Consider the following 25,937-nt stretch of genomic DNA (forward strand, 5'->3'; position numbering starts at 1 on the left):
GAAAAGAAGAAAGAGGGGGTATCAGGCGACGCCCAGGTAGGCCTGGCGCACCGCGTCGGAATTCAGCAGCGCCTGCGCCTCGCCCGAAGCCACGACGCGCCCGCGTTCGAGCACATAGCCCCGGTCGGCGGCCTGCAGCGCCTTGCGCACGTTCTGCTCGACCATCAGCACCGTCACGCCCTGCGAGGCGATGCGGCGCACGATGGACAGCAGCTCGTCGACCATGCGCGGCGCGAGGCCCAGCGAGGGCTCGTCGAGCATCAGGAGGCGCGGCCCGCTCATCATGGCGCGGGCCACGGCCACCATCTGCTGCTCGCCGCCGCTCATGGTGCCGGCGAGCTGCGTGGCGCGCTCCTTCAGGCGCGGAAAGTCGTCGAAGGCGCGCGCGAGGCGCTCGGCGCGCAGCCGCGCCGGAATGAGCCAGCCGCCAAGCTCCAGGTTCTCGGTGACCGTCATCTGCGCAAAGAGCTGGCGCCCCTCGGCCACCAGCGCGAGGCCGCGCTTCACGCAAGCGGCAGCGTCGGCCGCAGGCAGCGCGACGCCGTCGAGCAGCACCTCGCCGGTTCGCGGCAGCAGGCCGGCCAGCGCCTTCAGCAGCGTGGTCTTGCCCGCGCCGTTGGGGCCCAGCACCACGGTCACGCCGGGGTGCACTTCCAGGCTCATGCCCTGGATGACCTGGAAGCCGTGATAGCCGGCCGACAGGCCGCGCACGCTCATGTGGCTCATGTTCGTGCCGCTCATGCCGTCGCCTCCATCTCGTCGCCGAGATAGGCCTCGACCACCTCCGCGTTGCGCACCACCTCGGCGGGCGTGCCGTCGGCGATCTTGCGGCCCTGGTGCAGCACCAGCACGCGCTCCACGTACTTCAGCAGCGTGGCCACCGCATGCTCGATCCACACGACCGTGAGCCCGTGCTCGTCGCGTAGCCGGCGGATGCGCCGCGCCATCGCGTCGACCTCCGCCTCGGTGAGCCCGGCCGCCACCTCGTCGAGCAGCAACACGCGCGGCCGGGTGCCGAGCGCCATGCCGATCTCCAGCAGCCGCTGCTGCGAGGGCGTGATGCCGGCGGCGGTGTTGTTCGCGAGCGCGCCGAGGCCCAGCATGTCGAGAATCTCGCCCGTGCTGCCCAGCCCCGCGATGGGCTCGCGGTGCCTGCCCGCGAACTGCATGCCGAAGCGAACGTTGTCTGCCAGCGTCATGTCGGCCATCACGCGCGGCGTCTGGAAGGTGCGCGCGATGCCGTGGGCCGCGTACAGGTGCGGGCCGCGCCGCGTCAGCTCGATGCCGTCCTCCACCAGCAGCCGGCCGGAGGTCGGCATGACCACGCCCGAGATGGCGTTGAAGAAGGTCGTCTTGCCCGCGCCGTTCGGCCCGATGATTCCGACGATCTCGCCCGAGCGCAGCGTGGCGCTCACCGAGTCGACGGCGGTGAGGCCACCGAAGCGCACCGTGAGCTCGCGGGCTTCCAGCAGGATCCGCGGATTGCTCATGGCCGCGCCTCCCTCGACGCCGGCGCCTTGCGCCGCCACAGCGACGCGAGCCCGTCGGGCAGGTACATCACGCAAAGGATCAGCAGCAGCCCCAGCACCATCATGTAGCCGTAGGGCAGCTGCAGCCGCAGCGTTTCCGACAGCAGGCTGAACACCACCGCCGCCGCCACCGGCCCGCCGATGCTGGCCGCGCCGCCGATCATCGCGATCAGCACGGTCTGGAAGCCGATGAAGGGGCTGAACACCGCCGGCGGATCGATGTAGGTCCAGCGCACCGCCATGGCCGCGCCGACCGCACCCGCGAAGGCGGCGGTGAGCGCGAAGCCCATCACCTTGGCGCGGCGCGTGTCCACACCCAGCGTCTGCGCGCGCTGCTCGTCGGCGCCGATGCCTGCGAGCGCGAGCCCGAAGCGGCTGCGCTTGACGAGCAGGGCGGTCGCGATGGCCGCACCCGCGATTGCCAGCACCGTGAGATACACCATCTCGTTCGACGGCACCACCGTCAGCACGCGGCCCACCGTGCCCGAAACCTGCTTCTCGACGAAGGTCACGGCGTGGCGGATCAGTTCCGTCATGCCGAAGGTCAGCACCGCGAAGTAGGTGCCGCGCAGGTGCAGCACCGCCGCGCCCATCAGCACCGCCACCGCGCTCGCGATGGCTGCGCCGCTCAATATCACCAGCGGCCAGGGCAGAACCTCGAGCAGCGTCGCGCTCGCATACGCGCCGAGCCCGAAGAAGGCCGAGGTGGCGAGCGAGAGATAGCGCGTGGCACCGCAGAAGAGCGACCAGCTCGTGGCCAGCGCGATGTACATCAGGCAGCCGAGCGCGACCGAGGCCACGAACTCCGTCGCCACCCATGGCACGGCAGCCGCCAGCACGAGGCCGGCGCCGAGCACCCACCAGGGCTTGTTCGTTGCAGACGGGAGAAGAGTCATTTTCTGGAGAACAGTCCGTTGGGCCGCCAGATCAGCACGCCGATGAACACGGCGTAAGACAGCAGCATCTTGAGAGAGGGGCTGGTGAAGTGCATGCCCAGCGCCTCCACCACGCCCAGCAGCAGGCCGCCGACCAGACTGCCCGCGACGCTGCCGAAGCCGCCGAGGGTGATGACGATCAGCGCCGTCACCGTGTAGGGCTCGCCCATCGAGGGAGAGATTTCATAGGTCATCGACAGCAGCGAGCCGGCCACGCCCGACAGGCCCAGGCCGATGCCGAACATCAGCGGATGCAGCCGTCTGGTGTTGATGCCCACCAGCTGCGCGCCGGTGGGCGACTGCATCAGCGCGCGCACCGCCTTGCCCAGCAGCGTGAGCTTGAGCAGCGCGATGAGCACCAGGCTCAGCGCCAGCGCCACGCCGAAGAGCACCAGCTTGTTGGCGGTGAAGCGCATCTCGCCCAGCTGCACCGGGTCGGCCAGGTAGTCGTAGCCGCGCAGGTCGCCGCCCCACATGAGCAGGGCGGTGTTCTGCACCAGGAACATCAGGCCGAAGCCCACCATCAGGCTGCGCGCCTCGAACACGTCCACGTTCGGCGCGCGCGCCGCCACCTGCCGGAAGCACAGCCGGTGCACCGCCATGCCCAGCGCCATCAGCAGCAGGAAGGCAACCGGCATGAACAGCAGCGGCGATACGCCCAGCGCGGTGTGCGCCCACCATGTCGCGAAGGCGCCCAGCATCAGGAACTCGCCGTGCGATATGTTCATGATGCGCATCAGCCCGTACTGCAGGTTCAGCCCGATGGCCACCAGCGCGTAGATGCCGCCCGTGATCAGCCCGCCGGCCAGAAGCTCGGCCCATCCGGAGAAAGACACGTGCCTACTTCCAGGCCGGCTTCGGCATCAGCTGCGCGGTGGCGCGGTCCTTCGGCCAGACGACTTCGAAGTCGCTGCCCTGCCATTGCGACACCGTGCCCGGAATCGACGCGTTCTCGCTGCCCTCGAAGCGGATCGGGCCGAGGATGGTCTTGAACTCGTTCTTCGCGATGTGCTCGCGCAGCGCCTTGCGGTCCAGCCCGATCTTCTCCACCGCCTGCTGCAGTATCTGCAGCCCGGCCCATGCATGGCCGCTGGCCCAGCGATCGGGCTCCTTGCCGAACTTCTTCGTGTGCGCGTCGAAGTAGGCCTTGGCCTCGGGGCTTGTCTTGCCGTTCCACGAGCCCATGCCGATCACGCCCTCGGTGTTGGCGGCCATCACGTTCCTGTAGAGCTGGAAGGCGGTGCCGACAGAAGCGTAGAAATGCTTCGGGTTGAATCCCACCTCGCGCGCCTGCCGGCTCGCGAGGATGGTGTCCGGCGGGTAGGTGATGCCGATGAAGGCGTCGGGGTTCAGGTCCTTGATGGTGCGCAGCACCGGCGCGAGGTCTTTCACGCCCAGCGGGTAGCTCTTGCGCTCCACCACCTGGATGCTCGTCTTCTTCAGCGCGTTGTTCAGCGCCGCGAAGTTCTCCAGCCCGAACAGGTCGTCCATGTAGACGATGGCGATGGTCTTCACATTGTTCGCCACCAGCATGTCGACCAGCGCGCCCATCATCTTGTCGGGCTGCTGGAGCAGCGAGAAGAAGAAGGGCAGGCGCATGTCGATCAGCTTGCGCGAGAGCGCGGTGGGCGCCAGCAGCGGATAGCCGAAGCGGTTGGCCAGCGGCGCGACCGCGAAGTTGGCGCCGGAGCCCCAGGGCGGCAGCACCAGGTCGACCTTGTCGCTGCCCATGAGCTTCTCGAAGGTGCGAACGCAGGTCTCGGTCTCGCTGCGGTCGTCGTAGCCGATCAGCTCGATGGGGCGCCTCGTGCCTTTCACCGAGAGCCCGCCCGCCGCGTTGACCTGCTCGGCCCACAGCAGGTAGTTGGGTTCCTGGCTCACCTGCGCGCCTGCCGCCCAGGGGCCTGTGCGTGCGATGGCGTAGCCGATCTTCACGGGCCCGCTCTGGGCGAACAGTTGCGGCGCGACGGCGGCCGCTCCGAGGGCGGTGGCGGTGCCCTTGATCCAGGTGCGGCGATCGGGTCGAAGCATTGAAGTCTCCTCCGGGCGTCGGTATGCGCCCGCTGCCCGGAATCGTAGAAATCGCAGCCTTCGCGCGCTGTGCCAGCCGCGCACAAAGCACTTGACGCAGCGTGCACGCGCCTAGTGGTTAACCCGCAATCCCTTGGGCCGCGAAGGCGCTTCACAATGCGCGGCAACCCGGCTTCGTGCTGAAATCTTTCGTTCTCGTCCCCACTGCCGTTACAGCCGCCCAGCCCGCATGACCGCCTCGCTGCTCCTGTCCACCGACCAGATCCCGCCCAAGGAGCGCGGGCCGCTGTGGTGCGAATGGGTGTGGCGCCACTTCGGCGGACTGGGCTCCGACCTCTACGACGACAGCGAATTCGACGGCCACCTCGCGGCCTCGCACGCGGGCGACGTGATCCTCACGCGGCTGGAGGCCAACCGCCACCGCGTGCTGCGCACTACGCAGATGGCGCGGCTGAGCGAGGCGCCCTACGTGAAGATCGTCGCGCCCTGGCAGGGCTCGGCCGAGGTCACGCAGCGCGGCCGCGCCGCGGCGGTGCGCTCGGGCGGATGGACGCTCTACGACACCACCGCCGACTACACCGTGGCCAACCCCGAGCGCAGCGACCACCTGATCGTGATGCTGCCCAAGAACCAGATCGCATCGCCCGCGCTGCCGCTCAACGACCTGGTGGCGCGGCGCATCGGCGGCGGCAGCGGCATCTCGCGCGTGGCGCTGGAGACCATGCGCAACACCTACCTGGAGCTGCCCTTCATGAGCGAGGCCGCCGCGCGCGGCGCGGGCGAACTGCTGATCCAGCTCGTGCGCCTTTCGCTGATGGAGCTGGCGGGCCAGGAAACGCCGCAGACGCAGCGCGAGGCCCTGAAAGACCGCATCCGCCGCCACGTTGCGCAGAACCTGCACGACCCGGCGCTGTCGATCGACAGCATGGCCCTGGCCCTGCGCTGCAGCAAGCGCCTGCTGCACAGCGCCTTCGCCGACGACGACGAGACGCTCAACGGCTACATCCAGCACCAGCGGCTTGCAGCGAGCATCCGCGAACTGCTCGACCCGGCAAACGCCGCAAGGTCGATCACCGACATCGCGCTGGCCTCGGGCTTCGGCAACCTCTCGCACTTCAGCCGCGTGTTCCGCGAGCACACGGGCGGCAGCCCGAGCGAGTTCAGGCGGCAGGCTGCGCTGCGGGGCTAGGCGCCGCGGCGCGCGGCACCGCGTCGTCCACGCTCCACGGCGCGTACACCTCGGCATGCAGGTCGGGAGAATCCACCTTGGCCAGCAGGTCTCGCACGTCGTCCTTCACGCGCGCCAGCGAGAGGCGAACGCCCCGCACGCGCACGTAGGCCGCAAAGTCGCACAGCGCCTCGATGCTGGTCGCGTCGAGGTCCGGCGATTCCTCCAGGCTCAGCACCATGCGCTGCAGGCCCTGCGTGGCGTCGATGCGCGCGCGTATCGACGCGAACACCGCGTCCGCATTGCCGAAGAAGAGCGGCACCTCGGGCCGCGCGATCAGCACACCCGGGGGCACCACCGCCTCGGGGTGGCGCGCGGTATCGACGAAGTCGTGGCTCTGGCCGAGCCGCCCGAGCCAGCTCACGGTGGTGCGCGTGAAGCCGCGCAGCAGCAGCAGGATACTCACGCCGATGGCCGCCAGCAGACCGTTGAGCACGCCCAGCACCAGCACCGCAGCAACGGCCACCAGCGCCACCAGCCGGTCGCGCCGCCACTGGAAGTAGGGCCGCAGCGCCGTAGGGCTCAGCGTGTGGCCCACTGCGTGGATCACGATGGCCGCCAGCAAAGGCTCGGGCGTGTGCGCGATCCACGGCAGCAGCGTGAGCACCGCCACCAGCACCACCAGCCCCGCCACGATGCCGGCCGCCCGGCTCCTGGCACCCGCGGATTCGTTGGCCGAGGTGGCCGAGTAGCCCGCGCCCACCGGCATGCCCTGGAACAGCGCCGACAGCAGGTTCGCGCCGCCCAGCGCCAGCAGGTCGCGGTTGGCCGACACGTTGTCGCCATGGCGCATCGCGAAGGTACGGATCGAGCCGTAGGACTCCGCATAGAGGATCAGCGCCATTGCGAAAGCCAGCCCGCCGAGGTTCTGCCACTGCGCCCGGTCGAGTTGCGGCACCGTCGGATGAGAGAAGTCGAGCGAGATCGGCCCCACCGCCGCCACGCCCCATGCGTGGCAGAGGCCGTACACGTCGAGCACGATGCCGGCCACGATCACCAGCAGCGCCGCCGGCACCGCGCGCCAGCGTGCAAGGCCGCGCAGCAGCACCAGTGCCATGAGCGCCATTGCCGCGCCCGCGATGTTCCAGTGCCGCCAGTCGGCCACCAGCCCTGCGAAGAGCCGGAAGAAATCGCTGTGCGCCGGATGCACGTCGAGCACCTTGGGCAACTGCTTGACCACGATGGTGAGCGCCAGCCCCAGCGCGAAGCCACGCAGCACGGGCTTGGCGATCAGGCTGGACACCGCGCCGAGCCGGGCAATGCCCGCGATGACGAAGAACACCCCGGCGAGAAGAACGATGCCCATGCCCATCGCCAGCCGCGTGGCGGTGTCCACTCCCGTCACCGACGTGGTGGCGGCGAACAGCACCGCGGCAGACGAAGAGGTGGCGGAAACGATTGCGAAGCGGCTGCTGCCGAAGAGGCCGTAGACCAGCAGCCCCGCGAAGAGTGCGATCACTCCGGCCTGCGGCGGCAGCCCCGCGATGCCCGAATAGGCCACAGCCTCGGGAAGAAGCAGGCCGGCGATGGAAATGCCGGCCACGATGTCGGCGAAGCCGGGGTGGCGGGCGTTGGCTGTCGGTGTCGGCGAGGGTTCGGCGGCCATGGGCAGGCAAGTGTGCTGTTGTCGCCCCATGCTGGCAATGGCTCGCGGACCGGAAGCTGACTCATTGAACGGGCATACTCGCGCGCGCCCGAAAAACCATATCTCTCTACAACAAGGATCCCATGTCAGGACACGGCTTTCACGTGCACGGCCCGCACGATCACGAACTCGAACACGCCGCATCGGGCGGCCACGGTCATGGCGACGGCCATCACGCAGCCCCGGCAGCGGAGCACTCCGGCGGCATGAGCACGACGAGCAAGATCGCGATGTGCACCGCCGTCATCGCCACCTTCGGCGCCATCTTCGCGTACATGGGCGGTGCCACCCAGGCCAACGCCGGCATCTACAAGAACAACGCCGCCATCAAGAAGACCGAAGCCTCCAACCAGTGGAACTACTTCCAGTCGAAGAGCACCAAGCAGGCCCTCGCCGAATTCGCCCGCGACACCGCGACCGACGACGCGCGCAGGCAGGGCTGGCAGGCCAAGGTGGCGCGCTACGAGCAGGAGAAGACCGACATCCAGACCGAGGCGAAGAAACTGGAGGCGGAAGCAAGCAAGTGGGATGCGAAGTCGGATGAGCAGATGCATCAGCATCACCGGTGGGCTCAGGCGACTACCGTGCTGCAGGTTTCGATTGCGTTGGCTGCCATTGCGCTGCTGACGAAGAACAAATGGCTGGAGCGGGCGATGTTCGGGGTGGCGGTGGCGGGGCTTGCCGTGGGTGGTTTGGCCGCATTCCACGTGTAACCCCCCGGGCCCCTCGGGCTCCGAAATCGCGCCGAAACCGGACACCCGTCAAGAAGCCCTCCCTCCGGAATAAAGCTTGGCGCGCGCCAGGCAATGCGCGTATGGTGGGTTCACTTGTTGCTCGCGCCAACCCATCGATCCTGGTGGCACGCCTGTACTGAGTACCGGGGTGTGCCATGGATGGAGAAACTTTCGTCTACGACGGCCGAGCAGGGCCGTGGACCTGCACTATCAGCCTGCTGAAGGCCGATGACGGCAACTTCGCCGCGGTGGGGGACATCGCGTTCCGGGGCGAACATCGGTGCAAGCTGGTGCTGACGCGGCCCGGCATTTCGGTCGAGACCGGCATCGGCATCCTGAAGTGCCGCTGCATCGCCTGGATAGAGCAGGCGCAACTCGACGACGAAGAGCAGACGACACTTCCCACCTGAGGAGCCTGCCTGTCTGCCTACTTCTGCTGCTGCGGAGCCGTCGGCGCCGTGGTGGGAGCGGTCTGCGCGCCACCCTGCACCTGCGCGGCCGGCGGCGGGGCTGTTTCACGCGAGGGGCCTTCGCCGCGCTTGTCCACGGCGTAGAAGTAGATCAGCGCGCCGAGCATCACGAGGATGGCCACTGTCACGCTGAACACGAACACGCGCTGGTTGTCGCGCCGGTCGTCCCTCGCCTGCTGTCTTCTCGATAGTTCGCTCATGGCATCTTTCCTTTCCTGCGACGGCGCGGATGAATGCAGGAGCGCAGACATCCGCACGTTCAAGGGAAACGCTAGGACTTCATGAGGCGCCATGTGTCGGACATCCACTGAGGCCCCTGTCGCGAAGACACCCGAACGCTGGCAACGCGAGATGCTCTTGTCCGACACCCCGGCACCGGTGCCTCGTCCAGATTGACCGGGCCGGCAGCCAGAGCACCCGGCAAGGAGCACGCGATGACTCAGATGGAAGCGGCGGGACCGGACGCGGGAGGAGAGCGGGGGCAGGCGGAGCCACCCGGGCGCAAGGGCTGGCTCTCCAAGCTTGGCCCCGGCCTCATCACGGGCGCGGCCGACGACGACCCCAGCGGCATCGCCACCTACTCCCAGGCCGGCTCGAAGTTCGGCTACGACATGGGCTGGACGCTGCTGCTGACCTATCCGCTGATGGTCGGCATACAACTCGCCAGCGCGCGTATCGGCCGGGTCAGCGGCCATGGGCTGACGGAGGCCTTCCTGCGGCTGTGGCCGCGCTGGGTGGTGTGGCTGCTGGTGGGTTCGCTGGTGGTTGCCAACGTGATCAACCTGGGTGCCGACCTGAACGCGATGGCCGATGTTTCCGCGCTGGTGGCGGGGGGCTCCAAGGCAGCCTATGCAATCGGCTTCGGCGTGGTGTCGCTGGCGCTGCAGATCTGGCTGCCCTACGAACGCTACGTGCGGGTGCTGAAGTGGCTCACGCTCTCGTTGCTCTCGTACGTGGCGGTGGCCTTCGCCGCCCACGTCGACTGGGCGGCCGCAGCCAAGGGCGCTCTGCTGCCGCACCTGCAGTGGAACAAGGATTTCATCACCACCTGGGTCGCGATCCTCGGCACCACCATCAGCCCTTACCTGTTCTTCTGGCAGGCCTCCCAGGAGGTGGAGGAGATCAAGCGCGTGCCGCAGGACCAGGCCCTGCGGCACGCGCCCGCGCAGGCGCCGGGCCAACTGCGCCGCCTGAAGATCGACACCTGGGTGGGCATGGGCTTCTCCAATGCCATCGCCTTCTTCATGATCATCGCGACGGCGGCCACCCTGCATGCGCACGGCCAGACTTCCATCGAGACGACTGCGCAAGCAGCGCAGGCGCTCAAGCCGGTGGCGGGCGAGGCGGCTTTCGTCCTGTTCGGCATGGGCATCGTGGGAACCGGGCTGCTTGCGTTGCCCGTGCTCGCCGGCTCGGCCGCGTATGCGCTGGCGAGCCTGCTGGGCGTTCGCAAGGGCCTGGACCATGCGCCGGGCAAGGCCCCGGCGTTCTACGCCATCCTTGCGGCTGCGATGCTGATCGGGCTGGCCATCGGCCTCTCGGGCATCAGCCCGATGACTGCGCTGGTCTATGCCGCCATCATCAACGCGCTGGCCTCGGTGCCGATCATGATCGGCGTGATGCTGGCCGCGTCGAGCCGCGCGGTGATGGGCGAACTGGTGATTGCGCGCCGCCTGAAGATCGTGGGATGGGCGGCCACCGGCGTGATGCTGGTGGCCGCCGTGGCGACGCTCGCTGCCGCGTGGTCCTGAGCGGGCCCGGCCCCGGTCAGGCCATCACCTCCATCTCGGCCATCAGCTCTTCCTTGCGCTGCGCAAGCTGCTCGCGCATGGCGACGAGGTCGAGCCCGCGCGTCGCGCGCGCCTTCACGAAGATCTCGTTGCGCTCTTCCTTCACGTGGTGGTCGATGTACTCGCCGAGCACCTTCACCTTGGCGTCGAACTTCTCGTCGATCTCGGTGGCGTCCTGGATCTGCGCGATCAGCTCCTTGGCGCTGGCGTGCTCAACCTCGGCCTCGTCGAGCAGGTCGGTCTCGCTGATGGCTTCGCGCAGGGCGGGGTAGAAGATTTCTTCCTCGATCTGCGTGTGCACCTGCAGCTCCATGCAGATCTGCATCGCCAGATCGCGCTTTTTCCCGGGTGCGCTCTGGGAGCGGGAGTGGGCGAGTTCGTCGTACGCCGTGAAGAGCTTCTTCACGTTCTTGTGGTCGGTATCGAGGAGGCTGCAGGCGTCGGGGGTTGCACGGCGGGTCGTTGACATCGTGGGCTCCATGGTGGGTTGATGAAAAGGGAACACAAAGAAGAAAAGAAGGTGAAGCCGCAAGATGGACCGCGGCTCGCCCGCTTCGCGTAGGAGAGCGTCGTACGCCCTTGGCGGCGCTTTTCTCTGCGCGCAACAAGCTGCAACACCGGTGTTCGAAAGCCGGCATCGCCAGCGAAATCCCACCCCCACGTAGTGCATGGCCTGACAGAGAGGCCCGGTGGGCGCGCTAGCGTGCATCGACGGCGCACCGATCCGGGTCGCGGGCGCGGTGCCCGCGAGGTCAGGTGCTTCGGCGAAAGGACGCTCCCATGATCCGCAAGCTCGCATCCGGCCAGTACCGCCTCTACGCCCGCAAGGTCGACCCGAAGACCGGCAAGCGGCGCAACCTCGGCACCTTCGATTCGCGCGAGGCGGCGCAGCAGCACGAGCGCGAAGTGCAGTACTTCAAGCGCCACGGCTGAGCCACCGGCACGAACAGTCAGCAAGGCCTCGGCAAGTGACGCGCGAGGACTGGACCCACGGTAACGCGGCGCGCCTGCTGGAGAATGGCGACGAATTCTTCCCGCGCGTCTTCGATGCCATCGCGCAGGCTCGCCAGTGGGTGCTGCTCGAAACCTTCATCCTCGAGGAGGACAAGGTCGGCCGCGCGCTGAGCGACGCGCTGCGCGAGTGTGCAGACCGCGGCGTGCGCACGGTGCTCACCATTGACGGATTCGGCTCGCCCCGGCTGTCGGGGCGCTTTCTCGCGCGGCTGACGCAGGCGGGTGTGGAAGTGCACGTGTTCGATCCGGGGCGGTCGCTCTTCGGCCAGCAGCTCAACCTGCTGCGGCGCATGCACCGCAAGCTTGTGGTGGTCGACGACACAGTGGCCTTCGTGGGGGGCATCAATTTCTGCGCCGACCAATTGCTGGACTTCGGCGAGCTGGCCAAGCAGGACTACGCGGTGGAACTGCGCGGACCCATCGTCGGGCGCATACGCAGCTTCATGCAGCACACCGCGGGAGACACCCGCGTTCCCCAGGATATCGAGGCACCGCCGCCGGCCGCCGGCAAGGCCGCGGTGCTGTTCGCGCGAAGGGACAACATGGCCTCGCCCGACAGCATCGAGAAGATCTACCGCCAGGCCATCCGCACCGCGCGCGCCCGCATCGTCATCGCCAATGCCTATTTCTTTCCGGGCTATCGCCTGTTCCGCGACCTGTGCCGGGCCGCCGCGCGTGGCGTGGAGGTGAAGCTGTTCCTGCAGGGCATGCCCGACATGAAATCGGTGCGCTTCGCGACCCAGCTGCTCTACGGCCACCTGCTGGGCGCGGGCGTGGAGGTGCATAAATACTGCGCGCGCCCGCTGCACGGCAAGGTAGCCATCGTGGACGACGCATGGAGCACCGTGGGCTCCAGCAACCTCGATCCGCTGAGCCTCACGCTCAACATGGAGGCCAACGTGGTCATCGTGAGCCGCGCGTTCAATTCACAGGTGGCCAGGCACCTGGCGGCGCTGGAGACCGAATGCGAGATCGTGCAGCGCGAGAAGCTGTCCGCATGGAACCGATGGCCGCCGCTGGGCAGCTTCATCGTCTTCCACGTGCTGCGCTGGGTGTCGCGCATCGGCACCTGGCTGCCGGGCAGGCGGCAGAAACTGCAGGTACTGGCGGGCAGCGATGGCGGCGCGCGCCAGCCGGCCCCGCCACTCAGATGAAGGGCACGCCCCCGGTCACCGCCACCGTGGCTCCCGAGATGTAGCTCGCCTGGTCGGAGGCGAGCAGCACATACACCGCCTGCAGCTCCGCCGGCTGGCCGGGCCGCTTCATCGGTGTCTGCATGCCGAAGTTCTTCACCTTGTCGGGCGGGAGGGTCGAAGGGATCAGCGGCGTCCAGAACGAGCCGGGCGCCACGCAGTTCACGCGGATGCCCTTCTCGGCCAGCAGCTGCGCCATGCCGCCGGACATGTTCTGGATCGCCCCCTTGGTCGCCGCGTAGGCCACCAGCGTGGCGTTGGGCTTGTCGGCGTTGACCGATGCGGTGCTGATGATGGCGCTGCCCGGCTTCATGCAGGCGGCCGCTGCCTTGCAAAGGAAGAAGTTGGCGTAGACGTTGGTGCGGAAGGTGCGGTCCAGCTCCTCGGCCGTGATCTCGGCCAGGTCCTTGTGTGCCATCTGGAAGGCCGCGTTGTTCACCAGCACGTCGAGCTTGCCGAAGCGCTCCATGGCGGTGTCCACCAGCTTCTTGCAATGGGGCTCCTCGCGGATGTCGCCGGGCACGGCAACGCAGGTGCGGCCCTCCTTCTCGATGAGTTCGGCGGTGCGACGGGCGTCGGGCTCTTCCTCCGCAAGATAGGAGATCAGCACGTCCGCGCCCTCGCGCGCGAAGGCCAGGGCGACGGCGCGGCCGATGCCGCTGTCTCCGCCGGTGATGAGCGCCGCCTTCCCGACGAGCTTGCCGGAGCCGACGTACGAAGACTCGCCGAAGTCTGGCGGCGGATCCATCCGCGATTCGAGGCCGGGCGGTGCCTGGCGGGGCGTGTCGAAGGGTGGCTTCGGGCCGGATTGCATGGGGTGTGTCATGGCTTTCTCCAAACGGGTTGAAACAACGGGCTCAACGCTTGCGCGCTCGCTCGGCGGGCAGGCGGATGCGCGAGCCGGAGGTGGTAGCGATGCCGAAGACCGTGTCGCACTGCTCCAGCAGCATCGCGTGGCGCCTGGCCGTCTGCGTGGCCGTGCAGTCCTTGGGAAGCACCACCTCGAAGCCGCGCATGCGCGCGTCGGAGGCTGTGCTCAGCACGCACTGGTCGCTGGCCACGCCGGTCACGACGAGGCGGCGGGCCTTCAGCACGCCCAGCAGCTGTTCGAGCGGCGTGGCGACGAAGGCGGATTGCTGCGGCTTGAGCACGAAGTAGTCGTCATGGTCCGGCGCGAGGCCGGCAGTGACGGCTGCGCCGGGGCCGCCGCCGGCCATCGACAGATCGACCAGCGCGCTCAAGTCGGAGCGCCAGCGCCCGCGGTTGTCGTTGGCATAGATCACCGGCACGTCCCGCGCCTTGCACCGCCGCTTCAGGGCTGCGATGGCAGGCGCGACCGCCACGGCGGCGGGCAGCAGCCTGTCGGCGTCGGGAAAGTCCCAGCAGCTGATCATGTCGACGATGAGAAGGGCGGTCCCGCCATTGGCCGCCTCGACCGCCAGCGCGCCGCGCGGCGGCGACGAACTGGCGCTGAGGCGGCGAGCTGTGGCCATGTGCACAAGCCGGAAAGGTCGCTTGCTCAGCTCTTGCCGGGGTCGCGATTGGTCTCGGGCGTGAGATCCTCGGTCAGGCCGAAAGGCGCGGAGTCGTCGTGCTTCGTGCCTTCCACGTCCTTTTTCCTGTCCTGCATGCGTTCGCGCGGCGCGGGGCCCGCGACGTCTTCGCCGGCCTTGGTCTTGCGCGCGGTGAAGGACTCCGCGCCGCCGATGTTGTCCACGCCGCCGCTGGTGGTGGGGCGGGTGCCATCTCCGGTGCCGGTGACGCGGGGGTTGCTGCTGGTGCTGCTGCTCATTGCGGTCTCCTTGCCTGCGATCAATAGGGGATGAAGAGGGATCATCCTGCGCACCAGTGTTCGCAGCGGCTGCGCACGCGAGCGAAGCAATCGCCGCCGCTGCGGGTCGGTGGTTTCTTACGTGAGCGGCATGGGCTGCGGCTCAGGACCGTCGCTTGACGATGCTCAGCTTGCCATCGCGCTCGAGCACCGCGCGTTCGACTTCGTGCAGAGGCACGCCGCCGGCCTGCTGGCGCAGGGCCTCGTCGAGGTCCTTGCGCGACACCAGCGCGTGGCGCATCGCGTTCTCGTCCATCCGGCCGTCGCGCACCAGCGTGATCTTGTGGCCGTTGATCAGGTCCTCGAAACCCTGCCACCGCATGCTCGCGAGCGCGACCAGCCGGTGCGTGACGACCAGCGCCGCGCCGGCCGCCATGGTGCTCCAAAAGGGCGAGGCACCGACCACCGCGCGGCTCAGCACCGCACCCAGCAGCACCGTGATGCAGGTGTCGAAGGGACTCTGCTGCCCGAACGACCGCCGGCCCGAGGCGCGGATCATCACCAATGCAAGGAAGAAGACGACCAGCGCGCGCGCGGCCATCTGCCACGCAGCGAGTTCGGAGCCTTCGCCGAAGAGCCAGTCGATGAACTGCATCGCCGTCGTCATCACCGCAGCCGCTATTGCACCGGAGGCTTGGAGGGCTTGGGTGCCTGATGGCTGTCGTCGCAAGCCTGCTTCTTCTCTTTCTTGAATACGCTGAGCGTTCCGTCGCTCTCCAGCCGCGCGACGCGCACCTCCGAGAAATCCGCCACGCCTTGCTCGCGCAGCTTGCCGAGCAGTTCGTCGGTCCTGATCATTTCGCGCCTGAGCGCCCGCCGGTTCAGGCGGCCGTTGCGGATGAGGACCTCGGGGCGCGGCTCCAGGAAACGCGCCACGGGCTCGAAGTGAAAGCTCAGCCAGTCCAGCGCGAAGTTCCAGGCGACGAGCGTCGCGAGCAGCACAAGCCCGTCGTCGATGGATTTGTATTCGCCCTGCATCGCGTTGCTCGACGCATCGGCGACCAGCACCACGAAGAGCAGGTCGGCGACGCCCATCGAGCCGATGTCGCGCCGCAGCACGAAGCGGAACACGAGGAGCAGGAACCAGTACACGACAGTTCCGCGCACCACCATGTGCCACACAGGAAACTCGCGCGCGAAAAGCTCGGCGACTTCGCTCATGCTGTCTGCCCTCTCGATCAGCCTCCAACATAGGTTCGGCCCTGATGGAGCCGTGTCGGCAGGCGCATGAGCGGGCTGTAGGCGATGGCCACCCCGGCCCCGGATGCACCCGCGCTACCGCGCGTTCACGCGACCCACCAGTTCACCACGAGGAATGGCGTCGGGTCGTCGGGCAGGTGGAAGAGGATGTCGCCCCGGCCTGCGAGGGGGCCGGCCCTGCTTGCGAGGTAGCGGACCGTGACGTGGGGCTGCGGCTGGGGCGGGGTGCCGCAGAAGATGGAGGCCCGGCCTTGCTCGATGAAGCGGGACAGCAGGTGGTGGGCGTCGGGGTCGAGCGGGGCCGGGGCGGCGTCGCCGCCCGATGCCGATTTCAGCAGCGCCTGGGCGCGTTGGCCATCGATGCGCGCCATGCGCTCCTCTTCGGTGCTCCACTGAATGGACGCGGCCTGCGCAAGCTGCTCCAGCTGAACTCGTGAGAGACGCACGATTGCATTTCCGACGGGCACCGCGATATCCGGCAGGGCGACGGAGAAGGGCAACGCGATCAGGCGTCTTTCGTCGGTGTCTTCACCGGCGCAAGGGCGAGGGGTATCGGGCATGGGCATCGTCGCGCGTGGTGTCGGGAAGGAAAGATGGCGTGGCATTCTCATTGTGCGCTCGACGCCAATCGAGGGCGGCGGCTCGACAGGGCGCGACATGGCCACGCTGCGCGGCCTCACTGACCCCTCACTGGTCTTCTTCCCGCCCTCGGTACTGCGCCATCAAGACCTGCTGCACATTCGGCGGCACGGCCTCGTAGTGCGACAGCGCGATCGTGTACCGCCCCTGTCCGCTGGTCATCGCGTTGAGCCGCGACTGATAGCTCGCCAGCTCCGCCATCGGCACCTGCCCCCGGACCGCAGCGGCACCGGCTCCGATGGTCGACGTACCGGTCACCAGCCCGCGCCGTGACGACAGATCGCTCGTGACATCGCCCACCGCATGCTCGGGCGCCACGATCTCTATCTGCACGATCGGCTCCAGCACCACCGGCCTGGCCTCGCGGATGGCCGCCATGAAGGCCTTGCGGCCGGCGGTGGCAAACGCGATGTCCTTGCTGTCCACGCTGTGGTGCTTGCCGTCGTGCACCACTACGCGCACGTCCACCACGGGGTAGCCGGCGATGGCGCCGCATGCCAGCACTTCGCGCACGCCTTTCTCGACGGCGGGAATGAACTGGCCCGGAATCGCTCCGCCCCTGACTTCATCGGCGAACTCGAAGCCGTCGCCGCGCGCGAGCGGCTCGATGCGCAGGAAGACTTCGCCGAACTGCCCCGCGCCGCCGGTCTGCTTCTTGTGGCGGTGATGGCCCTCCGCAGGCGCGGTCACGGTCTCGCGGTAGGCGATGCGCGGCGGACGGGTCTGCACCTCGAAGCGGTACACCTCGCGCAGGCGGTCCAGCACCATGCGCAGATGCAGTTCGCCGAGTCCGTAGAGAACGGTCTCGTTGGTCGCGACCACGTGCTCGATGCGCAGGCAGGGGTCTTCGGCCGCGAGCTTGCCGAGGATCTCCCATGCGCGCTGCTCGTCGCCATGGCGCTTGGGCTCGACGGCCAGTCCGTGCACGGGTACCGGAAACTCCAGCGGCGCGAGATGCACGTGGCTGTCTTCCGCCGCGTCGTGCAGCACGGCGTCGAACTGGATCTCCTCCACCTTCGCCACCGCCACGATGTCCCCCGGCACCGCGCGCGGCACTTCCACATGGTCCTTGCCCTGGAGCATGAACAGGTGGCCCACCTTGAAGGGCTTGCGGCCGTCTCCGATATAGAGCTGGCTATCGCTCGCAAGGGTGCCCTGGTGCACGCGCATGATGCCGAGCTTGCCGACGTAAGGGTCGCTCGTGACCTTGAACACATGGGCCAGCACGTGCAGCGAAGCATCGGGCCTGGCCTGCATCGGCTTTGCATCGGCGCCTTCGCCGAGCAGGAAGTCCGGAGGATTGGCTTCGCTCGGGTTGGGCAGAAGCTTGACGATGATGTCGAGCAGCTCGGCCGCGCCCGCGCCGCTGCGTGCCGAGATGAAGCACACGGGAATCAGGTGCCCTTCGCGCAGCGCCTGCTCGAGCGGCGCATGCAGCTCGCTGGCGTCCACGTCGCCATCGTTCAGGTAGCGCTCGACGAAGGCCGCATCGACTTCGACGACCTGCTCGACCAGCGCGCGGTGCGCCGCATCGACCGAACCGATGTCGGACTCGCCTTCGCGGTTGTAGAAGCAGTCGATCACGCGCGTGCCGCCGGCTGCCGGCAGGTTCAGCGGCAGGCATTCGCGGCCGAAGGTGGCCTGGATCTGCGCCAGCAGGCCGGCGAGGTCGGCGCCGGGGTCGTCGATCCTGTTGACGACGATCAGGCGCGCGAGGTGGCGCGATGCCGCGTAGTCCATCATGCGCAGCGTCATCGGCTCGATGCCGGCGCTTGCATTGACGACGATGGCGGCGGTTTCCACCGCTTCCAGCGCGGGCAGGCTCTGGCCCAGGAAGTCGGCGCCGCCGGGGGTGTCGATGAGGTGGATGCGCGTGCCGTCGTGCGCCAGGTGCATCAGGGTTGCATTGAGCGAATGCTGCATCCGCTTCTCGAGCGGGTCGTGGTCGCTGACGGTGGTGCCGCGCTCCACGCTGCCGCGTGCCCCGATGGCGCCCGCTTCGTGCAGCAGGGCCTCCGCGATGGAGGTCTTGCCGGACGCGGAGGCGCCGACGAGCGCCAGGGTTCGCACCGCTTCCATTTCGGCCGCGAGGCCGTTCGATCGGCTTGGCATGCGTGGCTCCTTCACGCCCGCAAGACAGGCCCGGCGGCCCGCTTGGGCTCGGGTGCTGCGCGCGGACGCCGGGTCAGCCTACGGTATTGACCGTACCGATGCAAGCGGAAATGGCCGGGTCGCGAAGGGGGCCTTCGTTAAACTGCGCGGGTGAACTCCTCCTGCGAGCCTCCCAGTAGGCCGCTGGCCTGCGCCAGCAACAACCTGCAACGCGGCGCTGCGACCGATCCTTCCGCAGCCGCCTTGCGTCTTCAGTTTCCCCAGTCACCCGTTGCCGGAATGGCCCGCGCCGCTCCGGGACGCGGCCGTTTGCGCGCCTCTTTTCTCCAATCATGATCGAACTGCTCTCCGACCCGGCCGTCTGGCTCGGTCTCCTGACGCTGGTCGTCCTGGAGATCGTGCTGGGCATCGACAACCTCGTCTTCATCGCGATCCTCGCGGAGAAGCTGCCGCCGCGCCAGCGCGACAAGGCAAGGCTCATCGGCCTGAGCCTCGCGCTCTTCATGCGGCTGGGGCTGCTGTCCATCGTCTCGTGGCTGGTGACGCTGACCACGCCGCTGTTCTCCCTGTGGGGCCAGGATTTCTCCGGCCGCGACCTGATCCTGCTCGGCGGCGGCCTGTTCCTGCTGTTCAAGGCCACGTCCGAGCTGCACGAGCGGCTCGAAGGCGTTCCGGAGCACACGGCCAGCGGCCCGGTGGCCTATGCGGGCTTCACGCTGGTGGTCACGCAGATCGTGATGCTCGACGCGGTGTTCTCGCTCGACTCGGTGATCACCGCCGTGGGCATGGTCGACCACCTGCCGGTGATGATGGCCGCGGTCGTCATCTCCATCGGCATCATGCTGTGGGCCTCGAAGCCGCTCACACGTTTCGTGAACGCGCATCCGACGGTGGTGATGCTGTGCCTGAGCTTCCTGCTGATGATCGGCCTGAGCCTCGTGGCCGAGGGCCTGGGCTTCCACATTCCCAAGGGCTACCTCTACGGCGCCATCGGCTTCTCCGTGATGATCGAGGCGCTGAACCAGTGGGCGCGGCGCAACGCGCTGAAGCACGAGGCGCGCAGACCGCTGCGCGAGCGAACGGCCGAGTCGGTGCTGCGGCTGCTGGGCGGCAGGGCGCGCGGCGAGCCGGTACCAGCCGGCGCGGGTCCCTCCGACGCGACGCCCGAAGCGCAGGAAGAGCCCGCCTTCGCCGTCGAGGAGCGCAACATGGTGAGCGGCGTGCTCTCGCTGGCCGACCGCACCGTGCGATCGGTGATGACGCCGCGCACCGACATCTCGTGGGTCGATCTCAACGACGACCCGGTCGCGGTGCGCGAGCAGTTGCTGGACACGCCGCACGGCATCTTCCCCGTGTGCCGGGGCTCGCTCGACGACGTGGTGGGCGTGGCGCGCGCCAAGGATCTGCTGGGCCAGCTGATGCGCCACGGCAGGATCGACGAGGGCGCCGGCCTGCGCGCGCCCATCTACGTGCCCGAGTCGACCACGGCCATCCGCCTCATTGACACATTGCGCGGCGCGCGCGGGCAGCTCGCGCTGGTGGCCGACGAGCACGGCACGCTCACCGGCGTGGTGACGCCCATCGACGTGCTGGAGGCCATCGCCGGAGAGTTTCCCGACGAGGACGAGACGCTGGAAATTATGCAGACCGCACCCGATGCATGGACCGTCTCCGGCAGCGCCGACCTGCACCTGCTGGAGCAGGCGCTGCAGACCCACGGCCTCGTGGGCGACGACGACAGCTACACCTCGGTCGCTGGCCTGCTGCTGGCGCGCTTCGGCGGACTGCCCCCGCGCGATGCCCGCTGGACGCACGACGGGTACGATTTCGTGGTGACCGAGGTCGATGCGCAGCGCATCCGCACGGTCATCGTCCGCCGGGTGCCGGTGGACGATCCCGGAACCTGACCTGCACCGACCACCATGACCGCCAACCACCGCCAGCCCGTCGCGCTGAACAAGGCCTATCGCCTGCTGAACCACGGCCCCACCGTGCTCGTGAGCGCCGCGCATGGCGGCAAGCGCAACATCATGGCGGCAGCCTGGGCCATGCCGCTGGACTTCGATCCGCCCAAGGTGGCGGTCGTGCTCGACAAGAGCACCTGGACGCGCGAGCTGCTCGAAGGCGCCGGCGCTTTCGCGCTGCAGGTGCCGGTGCGCGCCCAGCTCGACCTGACCGAGACGCTGGGCAACAGCTCCGGCCGCGAGATCGTCGAGAAGTCGGGTCATGACAAGTTCGCCGCCTACGGCCTTTCGACCTTCGCGGGCACGGCCATCGACGCGCCGCTGCTCGAGGGCTGCGCCGCATGGCTCGAATGCAGGCTGCTGCCCGAGCCGGCGATCCAGCAGCGCTACGACCTGTTCCTCGGCGAAGTGATCGCCGCGCAGGCCGACGAGCGCGTGTTCTCCAACGGGCGCTGGCATTTCGAGGGGCACGACGAATTGCGCACGCTGCACCATGTGGCGGGCGGGCACTTCATCATCGACGGCGAAGCGGTAGATGCGCGGCCGCTGCAGCGGCTGCCCCGCTAGGGAAAGAGCAAAGAAGCTCAGGCCGAGGAGCCGTCGCGCGCCGCGCGCGGCACCAGCATCGCGCGCAGCACGAGCACGCCGCACACGGCCGCCGCCAGCGCCATCAGCACGGCCCACAGCAGCCGCGAGGGCGAGGCCGCATCGAGCCAGTCGCCCAGCAGCAGCGTGGTGGTGTTGTAGGCGGCATGCAGCGCGATGCACGGAATGAGCGAGCGCGTGCGTTCATAGAGCCAGCCGAGCACGGTGCCGATGACGAGGCCGACGATGAACTGGTAGATGTTCATGTGGGCCGCGCCGAAGAGGAGCGCCGAGATGAAGATCGCCTGCCATCGCGGATAGCGGGTGAGGAAGCCGCGCAGCACGATGCCGCGGAAAAGCATTTCCTCAAGCAGTGGTGCCACCACGCACACCGCGAGCACGGCCGCCACACTGCCGTCGGCCATGCGGCTGAACATCGCTTCTTCCCACGCGGAAGGCGGTGCGATGCGCATCATGATGTTGAGCGCCGAGGTGAGCGTCAGCAGCAGCGCGGGCACCAGCAGCACCGGCGGCACCACGAGCATCAGCATTGCCCCGGCGGAGGCGCGCGACTGGTGGAACAGGCTGCGGTAGCCGAGGCCCTGCGAGTGCATCACCGCCGCGAACACGCAGCCATTGCCCAGCACGGCCGCGAGCACGCCGATCTGCATGCTGGTCAGGCGCAGCCACCCGTTGGCGTCGCGCAGCGCGGCGCCGATGACGAGTTCGCAAAGGAACAGCGCCACGAACAGGAGGACGGCTTGCGCCACCGAGGGAAAGGCGGCGCTTTTCGGGGAGGGCATGGGCGGAAGCGGGGCAGGGAGACGGCGCGCATGTTACGCGAGCGGCATGTTCAGCCGCGTTTCAGGCACCGTGAGAGTGGCGCGAGCGCGATCCCGCTGTATTGGCCGACCCCGAGCGCCAGCGCGCGCAGCGCCGTGTATTCGTGCAGCCGCGCGCCGCCATGCGGGTCGCCGGGCATGATGCCGGCGGCCGGGTGGCACATGAGCACGTCGCCGGTGCGGCAGGCCGAGAGCCATTCGGACAAACGCTGCTGATGGCGCTCCATGTCGCCCGAGAAGTCGTAGACGCCCAGCAGCCGGCTGCTGGTGGGAATGCCGTGCCGGACGGCCAGTGCAGCAAGCCGCGCGCCGCCCAGCATGTGGATGACGCGGGCCTTCAGACTGTCGGGCCCATGGCGCCAGCCCGGCGCCGTGTTGCGGACCCAAGGCGGCGAGGAGGGATAGCGCCGCGAGATTTCTTCCACCAGCAGCTCGCGCACCACCGGGAACTGGTGCACGTGCCGGTGCCCGTCCACGAAGGCGGGTGCACGGCCCATGGCGTCCTCGAAGCGGGTGAACTGGTCGCGGATGTCGGCCTGCAGGCCGGGCGCGAAGATGGTGCGCGCGTACGTGCGCGCGAGCAGGCCGCCCAGCCCCGGCTCGGGGCCGCCGGCATGCGCGGGCCGCGTGAGGTCCAGGTGCAGGCCGGTGTCGAACTCCGCTGGCTCCAGGCGCCGCAGCAGCCTGGCTCCGGCCAGCCAGGCCTCGCGGCGCACCATGCCGCTGGCGGCGGAGATCTTGCCCTTCTCGGCGAGGTCGAGCACGGCCGAGTTGATGCCCGCGCTCATGCCGAAGTCGTCGGCGCAGATGCAGAGGCAGCGGGGCGATTCAGCCATTGCCGTTGGCGCCCGAGTGCGGGGCGGGAGCTGGGACTGCGGCGGGGAATGGGGCGGTATCCAGGCAGTGCGGATCGCCCGTGGCGCTTCCCTTGAAGCGCCAGGCCGCCAGCCCGTCGTTCACCGCCACCAGCTGCGCATGGTGCAGCCAGGGGTTCGCGAGATGCGCCGTGTTCGAGCCGACGACCCAGGTGGTGTGCGGCACGCACAGCACGTCCGCGAGCTCGGTTCGGTCGACCAGCGTGCGCGCCGCGCGCGCCGGATCGAAGCGGCTGGCGTCGAAGATCTCCTTGCGCCAGTTGTCGCGCGTGTCCTCGGCCGCCGCCTTCCAGTCGTCCGCCACCAGCACCGGCTCGCGCAGGTTCCAGTAGAAGGGAATCTCGTAGTGGTAGCCGTCGAGCATCAGCACCTGTTCACCCGGTGCCACCGCTTGCCCAGCCGGCAGGCGCAGGCGCGTACCTGGCGGCGACGAGTACACCATGACCGCGACCACGCAGCCGATGCACACCGTTGCCGCCGCCAGCGTCATCGCTCGAACCTTCGGCAGCAGGGCTTCGAGCGAGCGGCTCGCCAGCACCCGCTGCGCGATCAGGTACGCCAGCGGCGGCAGTGCCGGCAGCACGTAGCCCACCAGCTTGGACCGCGGCAGCGAGAAGAACACCACGATCACCGCGAGCCAGATCCACATCAGCCGGTCGATGTCCGGCAGCCGGGGGCGTGCCGCGTCGTCGCTCGCCCCCTCGTTCGACCCGCGAGGGACGAACACCCATGCGAACCACGGCAGCGTCAGGCCCGCCAGCACCGGAAGATAGAACCAGAAGCCGTGCTCGTTGTTGAAGCCCGAGGACGCGAAGCGCCGGAAGTGCTGGGTGACGACGAAGTAGTCGAAGAACTCCGGATACCGCAACTGCATCGCGACGAACCACGGCCCGGCCACGGCCAGCAGCACGGCCCAGCCGGGCAGCCACAGCGCGAGCCGCAACGACGCGAGCCTGCGCGTCGTTGCGCACCAGATGAAGATCACCATCGCGGGCAGCACCAGGCCGATCAGCCCCTTGGCCAGCAGGCCGGCCGCGGCGAACAGCCAGGCGCCGGCCAGCAGCGCTCGCCACGGTTCCTCGCGCTCCCGGGCCAGCGCTGCGCCGGCCGCCAGCAGCACCGTGGCCGAGATGCAGCCCGCCACCAGCATGTCGAGGTTGGCGAACTGCGCGCCGAGGAAGAAGAAGGGCGTGGTCGCCAGCACCACCGTGGACAGCAGCGCCAGCCGCGCCGTCGACCAGCGTCGCAGGAAGAGGAAGAGCGCCGCCGCGGCCACTGCGCCGCCCAGGACGGACGGCAGCCGCGCGGCCCATTCCACCGGACCGGTGACCGACATGGCCGCCGCGCCTATCCAGTAGAAGAGCGGCGGCTTGTGGAAGAAGGGCAGCCCGTCGAGCCGAGGCACCAGCCAGTCGCCCGAGCGAAGCATGGCGAGCGCGACGCCGCCGTAGCGGCCCTCGTCGGGCGCCATCAGCGGGCGCATCCATGCGGTGGCCAGCAGCCAGGCGAAGAGGGCGACGATGATCCATAGCGGTCGGGGGGAGGTCCACCATGCGGGAGCGGCCCGTTTCATGTCCGCCCGGTCTCCAGCCCCGTGCCGCGCTCGCGGCGCACCACGTAGAGCGGCCTTCCCTTCACCTCCTCGTAGATGCGCGCGATGTACTCGCCCACGATGCCGGTGGAGATCATCTGGATGCCGATGAAGAACATCAGGCTCGCGACGATGGTGGTCCAGCCCGAGACCGAGTTGCCGAACAGCAGGTAGTCGACCGCCACGAAGGCGCCGTAAGCGAAGGCCGGCACCGCCAGCATCAGCCCCACCACGCTGACCACCCGCAGCGGCCAGGTGGTGAAGGCGGTCAGCCCGTCGATGGCCAGCCCCACCAGCCGCCGCGTGTTGAAGCTGCTGGCGCCTTCCGCGCGCGGCGCGGGCGTGTAGGGCAGCGCCACGGCGCGAAAGCCCACCCAGGCATACAGGCCCTTCATGAAGCGGCTGCGCTCCGGCAGGCTCATGAGCGCGTCGACCACCTTGCGGTCCATCAGGCGGAAGTCGCCCGCGTCCCTGGGCACGGCGAAGCGGTCGGACGCGTTGACCAGGCTGTAGAAGAGCCTGCTGCCGAGCTGCTTGAAGCGGCTTTCGTCGCTGCGCTGCTCGCGCACCGCGTACACCACCTCGGCGCCGGCCACCCACTGCGCGATCATGGTGTGGATGAGCTCCGGCGAATGCTGCAGGTCGCCGTCGAGCAGCACCACCGCGTCGCCCGTGGCGGCGGCGAGGCCCGCGGTGAGCGCGGCTTCCTTGCCGAAGTTGCGCGACAGCGAGATGCAGCGAAAGCCCGAGAGCTCGCACCATGCCTCGGCAACGGCCACGGTGTCGTCGGTGCTGCCGTCGTCCACCACGATGATCTCCCAGCGCAGGCGCGTGGCCCAGAGAATGTCCTCCAGCAGCGGCAGCAGGCGCCGCAGGTTCGGCCCCTCGTTGAAGCAGGGGATGACGCAGGAGATGCTGCGCGCTTCGTCCGGCGGCGCGAAAGCGACGGCCGCGCGCGTCGCGGGAGCATCGTCGGCCTGTTGCAGCCGGATCGGGGCGCGCGAGTGCCGGCTGTTGTCGGTCGATGAAATCATGGATGCCTCCAGAAAGAAGCGGCCGCTGGCGTGTCGTCGCGAGTGCGGCCAACGGGCGACGCCGGAAAAGAAACGACGCGGTGCACCAGCAACTGCGCGAGCGCGAGCAGGCCGGCGATGGCGCCCCCGAGCAGCATGCCGGCGACGATGTCGATCGGGAAATGCACGCCCACGTAGACGCGCGCCCAGCCCGTGACCGCCGCCAGCGCCAGCAGCGGCACGCCCAGCCTGCGCAGGCCGGGGCGCAGCAGTAAGGCCAGCGCCACCATGAACATCACGGTCGCGTGCGTGCTGGGCAGCGAGCCGCGGCCGGCGTGCTCGATGTAGGCAGGAGCAAGCCCGAGGACGAACGGGCGGGGCGTGTTCAGCGCCAGCGCGATCGCGTGGGAAGCCATCGATGCGAGGCCGGAGAAGGCCGCGACGATGAACAGATAGGCGCGTTCGGCGCGATGCCGCCACAGCGCGAAGACGAGCACGCCCGCGCACAGCCAGCTGCCCCAGAGTGCGAAGGCTGATGCGAAGGACAGCACCCACGGCGTGGGCTGGCTGCCGGCGGTGAGCCACTGGAAAAGCGTGATGTTCAGTGCGTTCATGACGCCACCTTCATGGGCGTGGTCGGGAACTGGAAAACGGCGGGCGAACGAAGCCACGCGGCGCCACGGGCGCAGCAGGAGAAACTTGACATGGTCGGACCT

28 protein-coding genes are annotated in these 25,937 nt (G+C 68.7%); 8 read left to right on the forward strand and 20 right to left on the reverse strand.

Annotated features, from left to right (window positions below):
• Nucleotides 1–21: 21 nt before the first annotated feature.
• From ABL844_RS06745 to ABL844_RS06765, 5 genes are read right to left on the reverse strand one after another with little or no spacing between them, the layout of a single operon-like run.
• Entirely contained in the window at nt 22–741 is a 720-nt protein-coding gene (locus ABL844_RS06745; RefSeq protein ID WP_418130827.1) for an ABC transporter ATP-binding protein, read from the reverse strand.
• Complete coding sequence (locus tag ABL844_RS06750; protein ID WP_418130828.1) at nt 738–1,490, reverse strand: ABC transporter ATP-binding protein; 753 nt, start codon at nt 1,488–1,490, stop codon at nt 738–740. Before ABL844_RS06750 ends, ABL844_RS06745 begins: the two co-directional genes overlap by 4 nt.
• Complete coding sequence (locus ABL844_RS06755) at nt 1,487–2,425, reverse strand: branched-chain amino acid ABC transporter permease (RefSeq protein ID WP_418130829.1); 939 nt, start codon at nt 2,423–2,425, stop codon at nt 1,487–1,489. The genes ABL844_RS06750 and ABL844_RS06755 overlap by 4 nt, the downstream gene beginning before the upstream one ends.
• Complete coding sequence (locus ABL844_RS06760) at nt 2,422–3,300, reverse strand: branched-chain amino acid ABC transporter permease (protein ID WP_126023058.1); 879 nt, start codon at nt 3,298–3,300, stop codon at nt 2,422–2,424. Before ABL844_RS06760 ends, ABL844_RS06755 begins: the two co-directional genes overlap by 4 nt.
• Before the next feature lie 4 nt (nt 3,301–3,304).
• On the reverse strand, nt 3,305–4,495 hold the full coding sequence (locus tag ABL844_RS06765; RefSeq protein WP_418130830.1) for an amino acid ABC transporter substrate-binding protein: 1,191 nt from the start codon (nt 4,493–4,495) through the stop codon (nt 3,305–3,307).
• Nucleotides 4,496–4,724: 229 nt separating this feature from the next.
• On the opposite strand from ABL844_RS06765, the gene ABL844_RS06770 reads away from it, so the two are divergent.
• Nucleotides 4,725–5,684 (forward strand): helix-turn-helix domain-containing protein, encoded by a 960-nt coding sequence (locus tag ABL844_RS06770; RefSeq protein WP_418130831.1) that lies wholly within the window; start codon nt 4,725–4,727, stop codon nt 5,682–5,684.
• Here ABL844_RS06770 and ABL844_RS06775 read toward each other — a convergent pair.
• A complete protein-coding gene (locus ABL844_RS06775) occupies nt 5,656–7,329 on the reverse strand; it encodes a SulP family inorganic anion transporter (protein ID WP_418130832.1) in 1,674 nt (557 codons plus the stop codon). The genes ABL844_RS06770 and ABL844_RS06775 overlap by 29 nt on opposite strands.
• 122 nt (nt 7,330–7,451) lie before the next feature.
• On the opposite strand from ABL844_RS06775, the gene ABL844_RS06780 reads away from it, so the two are divergent.
• Nucleotides 7,452–8,081: a DUF4337 domain-containing protein gene (locus ABL844_RS06780; RefSeq protein WP_418130833.1), complete on the forward strand. Its 630-nt coding sequence runs from the start codon at nt 7,452–7,454 to the stop codon at nt 8,079–8,081.
• A 176-nt stretch (nt 8,082–8,257) separates the two neighbouring features.
• Nucleotides 8,258–8,512: a hypothetical protein gene (locus ABL844_RS06785; RefSeq protein ID WP_418130834.1), complete on the forward strand. Its 255-nt coding sequence runs from the start codon at nt 8,258–8,260 to the stop codon at nt 8,510–8,512.
• 17 nt (nt 8,513–8,529) lie between these two features.
• Here the strand turns inward: ABL844_RS06785 and ABL844_RS06790 are convergent, their stop codons facing one another.
• Nucleotides 8,530–8,772, reverse strand: coding sequence for a hypothetical protein (locus ABL844_RS06790; protein ID WP_184635203.1), 243 nt, complete (start codon nt 8,770–8,772; stop codon nt 8,530–8,532).
• 234 nt (nt 8,773–9,006) lie between these two features.
• Here ABL844_RS06790 and ABL844_RS06795 point away from each other — a divergent pair, with 234 nt between their 5' ends.
• Complete coding sequence (locus ABL844_RS06795; protein ID WP_418124803.1) at nt 9,007–10,323, forward strand: Nramp family divalent metal transporter; 1,317 nt, start codon at nt 9,007–9,009, stop codon at nt 10,321–10,323.
• 16 nt (nt 10,324–10,339) lie between these two features.
• On the opposite strand, the gene ABL844_RS06800 is transcribed toward ABL844_RS06795, so the two are convergent.
• Nucleotides 10,340–10,831, reverse strand: coding sequence for a hemerythrin domain-containing protein (locus tag ABL844_RS06800; RefSeq protein WP_369659399.1), 492 nt, complete (start codon nt 10,829–10,831; stop codon nt 10,340–10,342).
• Between the two features lie 311 nt (nt 10,832–11,142).
• Between ABL844_RS06800 and ABL844_RS06805 the strand changes: the two genes are divergently transcribed.
• Together ABL844_RS06805 and clsB are read left to right on the forward strand one after the other, a co-directional pair.
• On the forward strand, nt 11,143–11,295 hold the full coding sequence (locus ABL844_RS06805; RefSeq protein WP_184635207.1) for a hypothetical protein: 153 nt from the start codon (nt 11,143–11,145) through the stop codon (nt 11,293–11,295).
• A gap of 35 nt (nt 11,296–11,330) precedes the next feature.
• Entirely contained in the window at nt 11,331–12,530 is a 1,200-nt protein-coding gene (gene clsB, locus ABL844_RS06810; RefSeq protein ID WP_418130835.1) for a cardiolipin synthase ClsB, read from the forward strand.
• Here the strand turns inward: clsB and ABL844_RS06815 are convergent.
• The 7 genes from ABL844_RS06815 to fusA all read right to left on the reverse strand — a co-directional run bounded on the left by ABL844_RS06815 (nt 12,523) and on the right by fusA (nt 18,351).
• Complete coding sequence (locus ABL844_RS06815) at nt 12,523–13,395, reverse strand: SDR family oxidoreductase (protein WP_418130836.1); 873 nt, start codon at nt 13,393–13,395, stop codon at nt 12,523–12,525. The two genes, clsB and ABL844_RS06815, sit on opposite strands and share 8 nt — an antisense overlap.
• A gap of 31 nt (nt 13,396–13,426) precedes the next feature.
• The gene (locus tag ABL844_RS06820) at nt 13,427–14,062 is read right to left on the reverse strand and encodes an isochorismatase family cysteine hydrolase (protein ID WP_418130837.1); all 636 of its coding nucleotides are present in this window, start codon (nt 14,060–14,062) and stop codon (nt 13,427–13,429) included.
• 26 nt (nt 14,063–14,088) lie between these two features.
• On the reverse strand, nt 14,089–14,361 hold the full coding sequence (locus ABL844_RS06825; protein ID WP_369659396.1) for a hypothetical protein: 273 nt from the start codon (nt 14,359–14,361) through the stop codon (nt 14,089–14,091).
• A gap of 142 nt (nt 14,362–14,503) precedes the next feature.
• Nucleotides 14,504–15,007 carry a DUF421 domain-containing protein gene (locus ABL844_RS06830; RefSeq protein WP_418130838.1) on the reverse strand — a complete coding sequence of 168 codons (504 nt, stop codon included), beginning with the start codon at nt 15,005–15,007 and terminating at the stop codon, nt 14,504–14,506.
• A gap of 11 nt (nt 15,008–15,018) precedes the next feature.
• Nucleotides 15,019–15,561 (reverse strand): DUF421 domain-containing protein, encoded by a 543-nt coding sequence (locus tag ABL844_RS06835; RefSeq protein WP_184635217.1) that lies wholly within the window; start codon nt 15,559–15,561, stop codon nt 15,019–15,021.
• A gap of 125 nt (nt 15,562–15,686) precedes the next feature.
• Entirely contained in the window at nt 15,687–16,046 is a 360-nt protein-coding gene (locus ABL844_RS06840; protein WP_418130839.1) for a hypothetical protein, read from the reverse strand.
• A 241-nt stretch (nt 16,047–16,287) separates the two neighbouring features.
• The gene (fusA, locus tag ABL844_RS06845; protein WP_418130840.1) at nt 16,288–18,351 is read right to left on the reverse strand and encodes an elongation factor G; all 2,064 of its coding nucleotides are present in this window, start codon (nt 18,349–18,351) and stop codon (nt 16,288–16,290) included.
• Nucleotides 18,352–18,686: 335 nt separating this feature from the next.
• On the opposite strand from fusA, the gene ABL844_RS06850 reads away from it, so the two are divergent.
• Nucleotides 18,687–20,258, forward strand: a complete 1,572-nt coding sequence (locus ABL844_RS06850; protein ID WP_184636693.1) for a TerC family protein — start codon at nt 18,687–18,689, stop codon at nt 20,256–20,258.
• 15 nt (nt 20,259–20,273) lie between these two features.
• Nucleotides 20,274–20,882: a flavin reductase family protein gene (locus ABL844_RS06855; protein WP_418130841.1), complete on the forward strand. Its 609-nt coding sequence runs from the start codon at nt 20,274–20,276 to the stop codon at nt 20,880–20,882.
• A gap of 17 nt (nt 20,883–20,899) precedes the next feature.
• On the opposite strand, the gene ABL844_RS06860 is transcribed toward ABL844_RS06855, so the two are convergent.
• The 5 genes from ABL844_RS06860 to ABL844_RS06880 are packed head-to-tail and all read right to left on the reverse strand — an operon-like array spanning nt 20,900 to nt 25,835.
• The gene (locus ABL844_RS06860; RefSeq protein WP_418130842.1) at nt 20,900–21,703 is read right to left on the reverse strand and encodes a lysostaphin resistance A-like protein; all 804 of its coding nucleotides are present in this window, start codon (nt 21,701–21,703) and stop codon (nt 20,900–20,902) included.
• Between the two features lie 50 nt (nt 21,704–21,753).
• Nucleotides 21,754–22,578 (reverse strand): ChbG/HpnK family deacetylase, encoded by an 825-nt coding sequence (locus ABL844_RS06865; RefSeq protein WP_418130843.1) that lies wholly within the window; start codon nt 22,576–22,578, stop codon nt 21,754–21,756.
• Nucleotides 22,571–24,190 (reverse strand): ArnT family glycosyltransferase, encoded by a 1,620-nt coding sequence (locus tag ABL844_RS06870; RefSeq protein WP_418130844.1) that lies wholly within the window; start codon nt 24,188–24,190, stop codon nt 22,571–22,573. Before ABL844_RS06870 ends, ABL844_RS06865 begins: the two co-directional genes overlap by 8 nt.
• Nucleotides 24,187–25,242, reverse strand: a complete 1,056-nt coding sequence (locus ABL844_RS06875) for a glycosyltransferase family 2 protein (RefSeq protein ID WP_126023071.1) — start codon at nt 25,240–25,242, stop codon at nt 24,187–24,189. Before ABL844_RS06875 ends, ABL844_RS06870 begins: the two co-directional genes overlap by 4 nt.
• Nucleotides 25,239–25,835 (reverse strand): phosphatase PAP2 family protein, encoded by a 597-nt coding sequence (locus ABL844_RS06880; RefSeq protein WP_418130845.1) that lies wholly within the window; start codon nt 25,833–25,835, stop codon nt 25,239–25,241. Before ABL844_RS06880 ends, ABL844_RS06875 begins: the two co-directional genes overlap by 4 nt.
• Between the last annotated feature and the right edge of the window lie 102 nt (nt 25,836–25,937).

The sequence above is a fragment of the Variovorax sp. 278MFTsu5.1 genome (assembly GCF_048305045.1).
Lineage (GTDB): Bacteria > Pseudomonadota > Gammaproteobacteria > Burkholderiales > Burkholderiaceae_C > Variovorax > Variovorax guangxiensis.

Coding starts and splice junctions, on each gene's coding strand:
- ABL844_RS06775 (WP_418130832.1), bottom strand. CDS start 7,329: ATGGCCGCCGAACCCTCGCCGACACCGACAGCCAACGCCCGCCACCCC.
- ABL844_RS06860 (WP_418130842.1), bottom strand. CDS start 21,703: ATGCCCTCCCCGAAAAGCGCCGCCTTTCCCTCGGTGGCGCAAGCCGTC.
- ABL844_RS06755 (WP_418130829.1), bottom strand. CDS start 2,425: ATGACTCTTCTCCCGTCTGCAACGAACAAGCCCTGGTGGGTGCTCGGC.
- ABL844_RS06750 (WP_418130828.1), bottom strand. CDS start 1,490: ATGAGCAATCCGCGGATCCTGCTGGAAGCCCGCGAGCTCACGGTGCGC.
- ABL844_RS06815 (WP_418130836.1), bottom strand. CDS start 13,395: ATGACACACCCCATGCAATCCGGCCCGAAGCCACCCTTCGACACGCCC.
- ABL844_RS06855 (WP_418130841.1), top strand. CDS start 20,274: ATGACCGCCAACCACCGCCAGCCCGTCGCGCTGAACAAGGCCTATCGC.
- ABL844_RS06875 (WP_126023071.1), bottom strand. CDS start 25,242: ATGATTTCATCGACCGACAACAGCCGGCACTCGCGCGCCCCGATCCGG.
- ABL844_RS06770 (WP_418130831.1), top strand. CDS start 4,725: ATGACCGCCTCGCTGCTCCTGTCCACCGACCAGATCCCGCCCAAGGAG.
- ABL844_RS06805 (WP_184635207.1), top strand. CDS start 11,143: ATGATCCGCAAGCTCGCATCCGGCCAGTACCGCCTCTACGCCCGCAAG.
- ABL844_RS06830 (WP_418130838.1), bottom strand. CDS start 15,007: ATGACGACGGCGATGCAGTTCATCGACTGGCTCTTCGGCGAAGGCTCC.
- ABL844_RS06780 (WP_418130833.1), top strand. CDS start 7,452: ATGTCAGGACACGGCTTTCACGTGCACGGCCCGCACGATCACGAACTC.
- ABL844_RS06870 (WP_418130844.1), bottom strand. CDS start 24,190: ATGAAACGGGCCGCTCCCGCATGGTGGACCTCCCCCCGACCGCTATGG.
- ABL844_RS06790 (WP_184635203.1), bottom strand. CDS start 8,772: ATGAGCGAACTATCGAGAAGACAGCAGGCGAGGGACGACCGGCGCGAC.
- ABL844_RS06880 (WP_418130845.1), bottom strand. CDS start 25,835: ATGAACGCACTGAACATCACGCTTTTCCAGTGGCTCACCGCCGGCAGC.
- ABL844_RS06745 (WP_418130827.1), bottom strand. CDS start 741: ATGAGCGGCACGAACATGAGCCACATGAGCGTGCGCGGCCTGTCGGCC.
- fusA (WP_418130840.1), bottom strand. CDS start 18,351: ATGCCAAGCCGATCGAACGGCCTCGCGGCCGAAATGGAAGCGGTGCGA.
- ABL844_RS06795 (WP_418124803.1), top strand. CDS start 9,007: ATGACTCAGATGGAAGCGGCGGGACCGGACGCGGGAGGAGAGCGGGGG.
- ABL844_RS06800 (WP_369659399.1), bottom strand. CDS start 10,831: ATGTCAACGACCCGCCGTGCAACCCCCGACGCCTGCAGCCTCCTCGAT.
- ABL844_RS06820 (WP_418130837.1), bottom strand. CDS start 14,062: ATGGCCACAGCTCGCCGCCTCAGCGCCAGTTCGTCGCCGCCGCGCGGC.
- ABL844_RS06765 (WP_418130830.1), bottom strand. CDS start 4,495: ATGCTTCGACCCGATCGCCGCACCTGGATCAAGGGCACCGCCACCGCC.
- ABL844_RS06835 (WP_184635217.1), bottom strand. CDS start 15,561: ATGAGCGAAGTCGCCGAGCTTTTCGCGCGCGAGTTTCCTGTGTGGCAC.
- ABL844_RS06865 (WP_418130843.1), bottom strand. CDS start 22,578: ATGGCTGAATCGCCCCGCTGCCTCTGCATCTGCGCCGACGACTTCGGC.
- ABL844_RS06825 (WP_369659396.1), bottom strand. CDS start 14,361: ATGAGCAGCAGCACCAGCAGCAACCCCCGCGTCACCGGCACCGGAGAT.
- ABL844_RS06785 (WP_418130834.1), top strand. CDS start 8,258: ATGGATGGAGAAACTTTCGTCTACGACGGCCGAGCAGGGCCGTGGACC.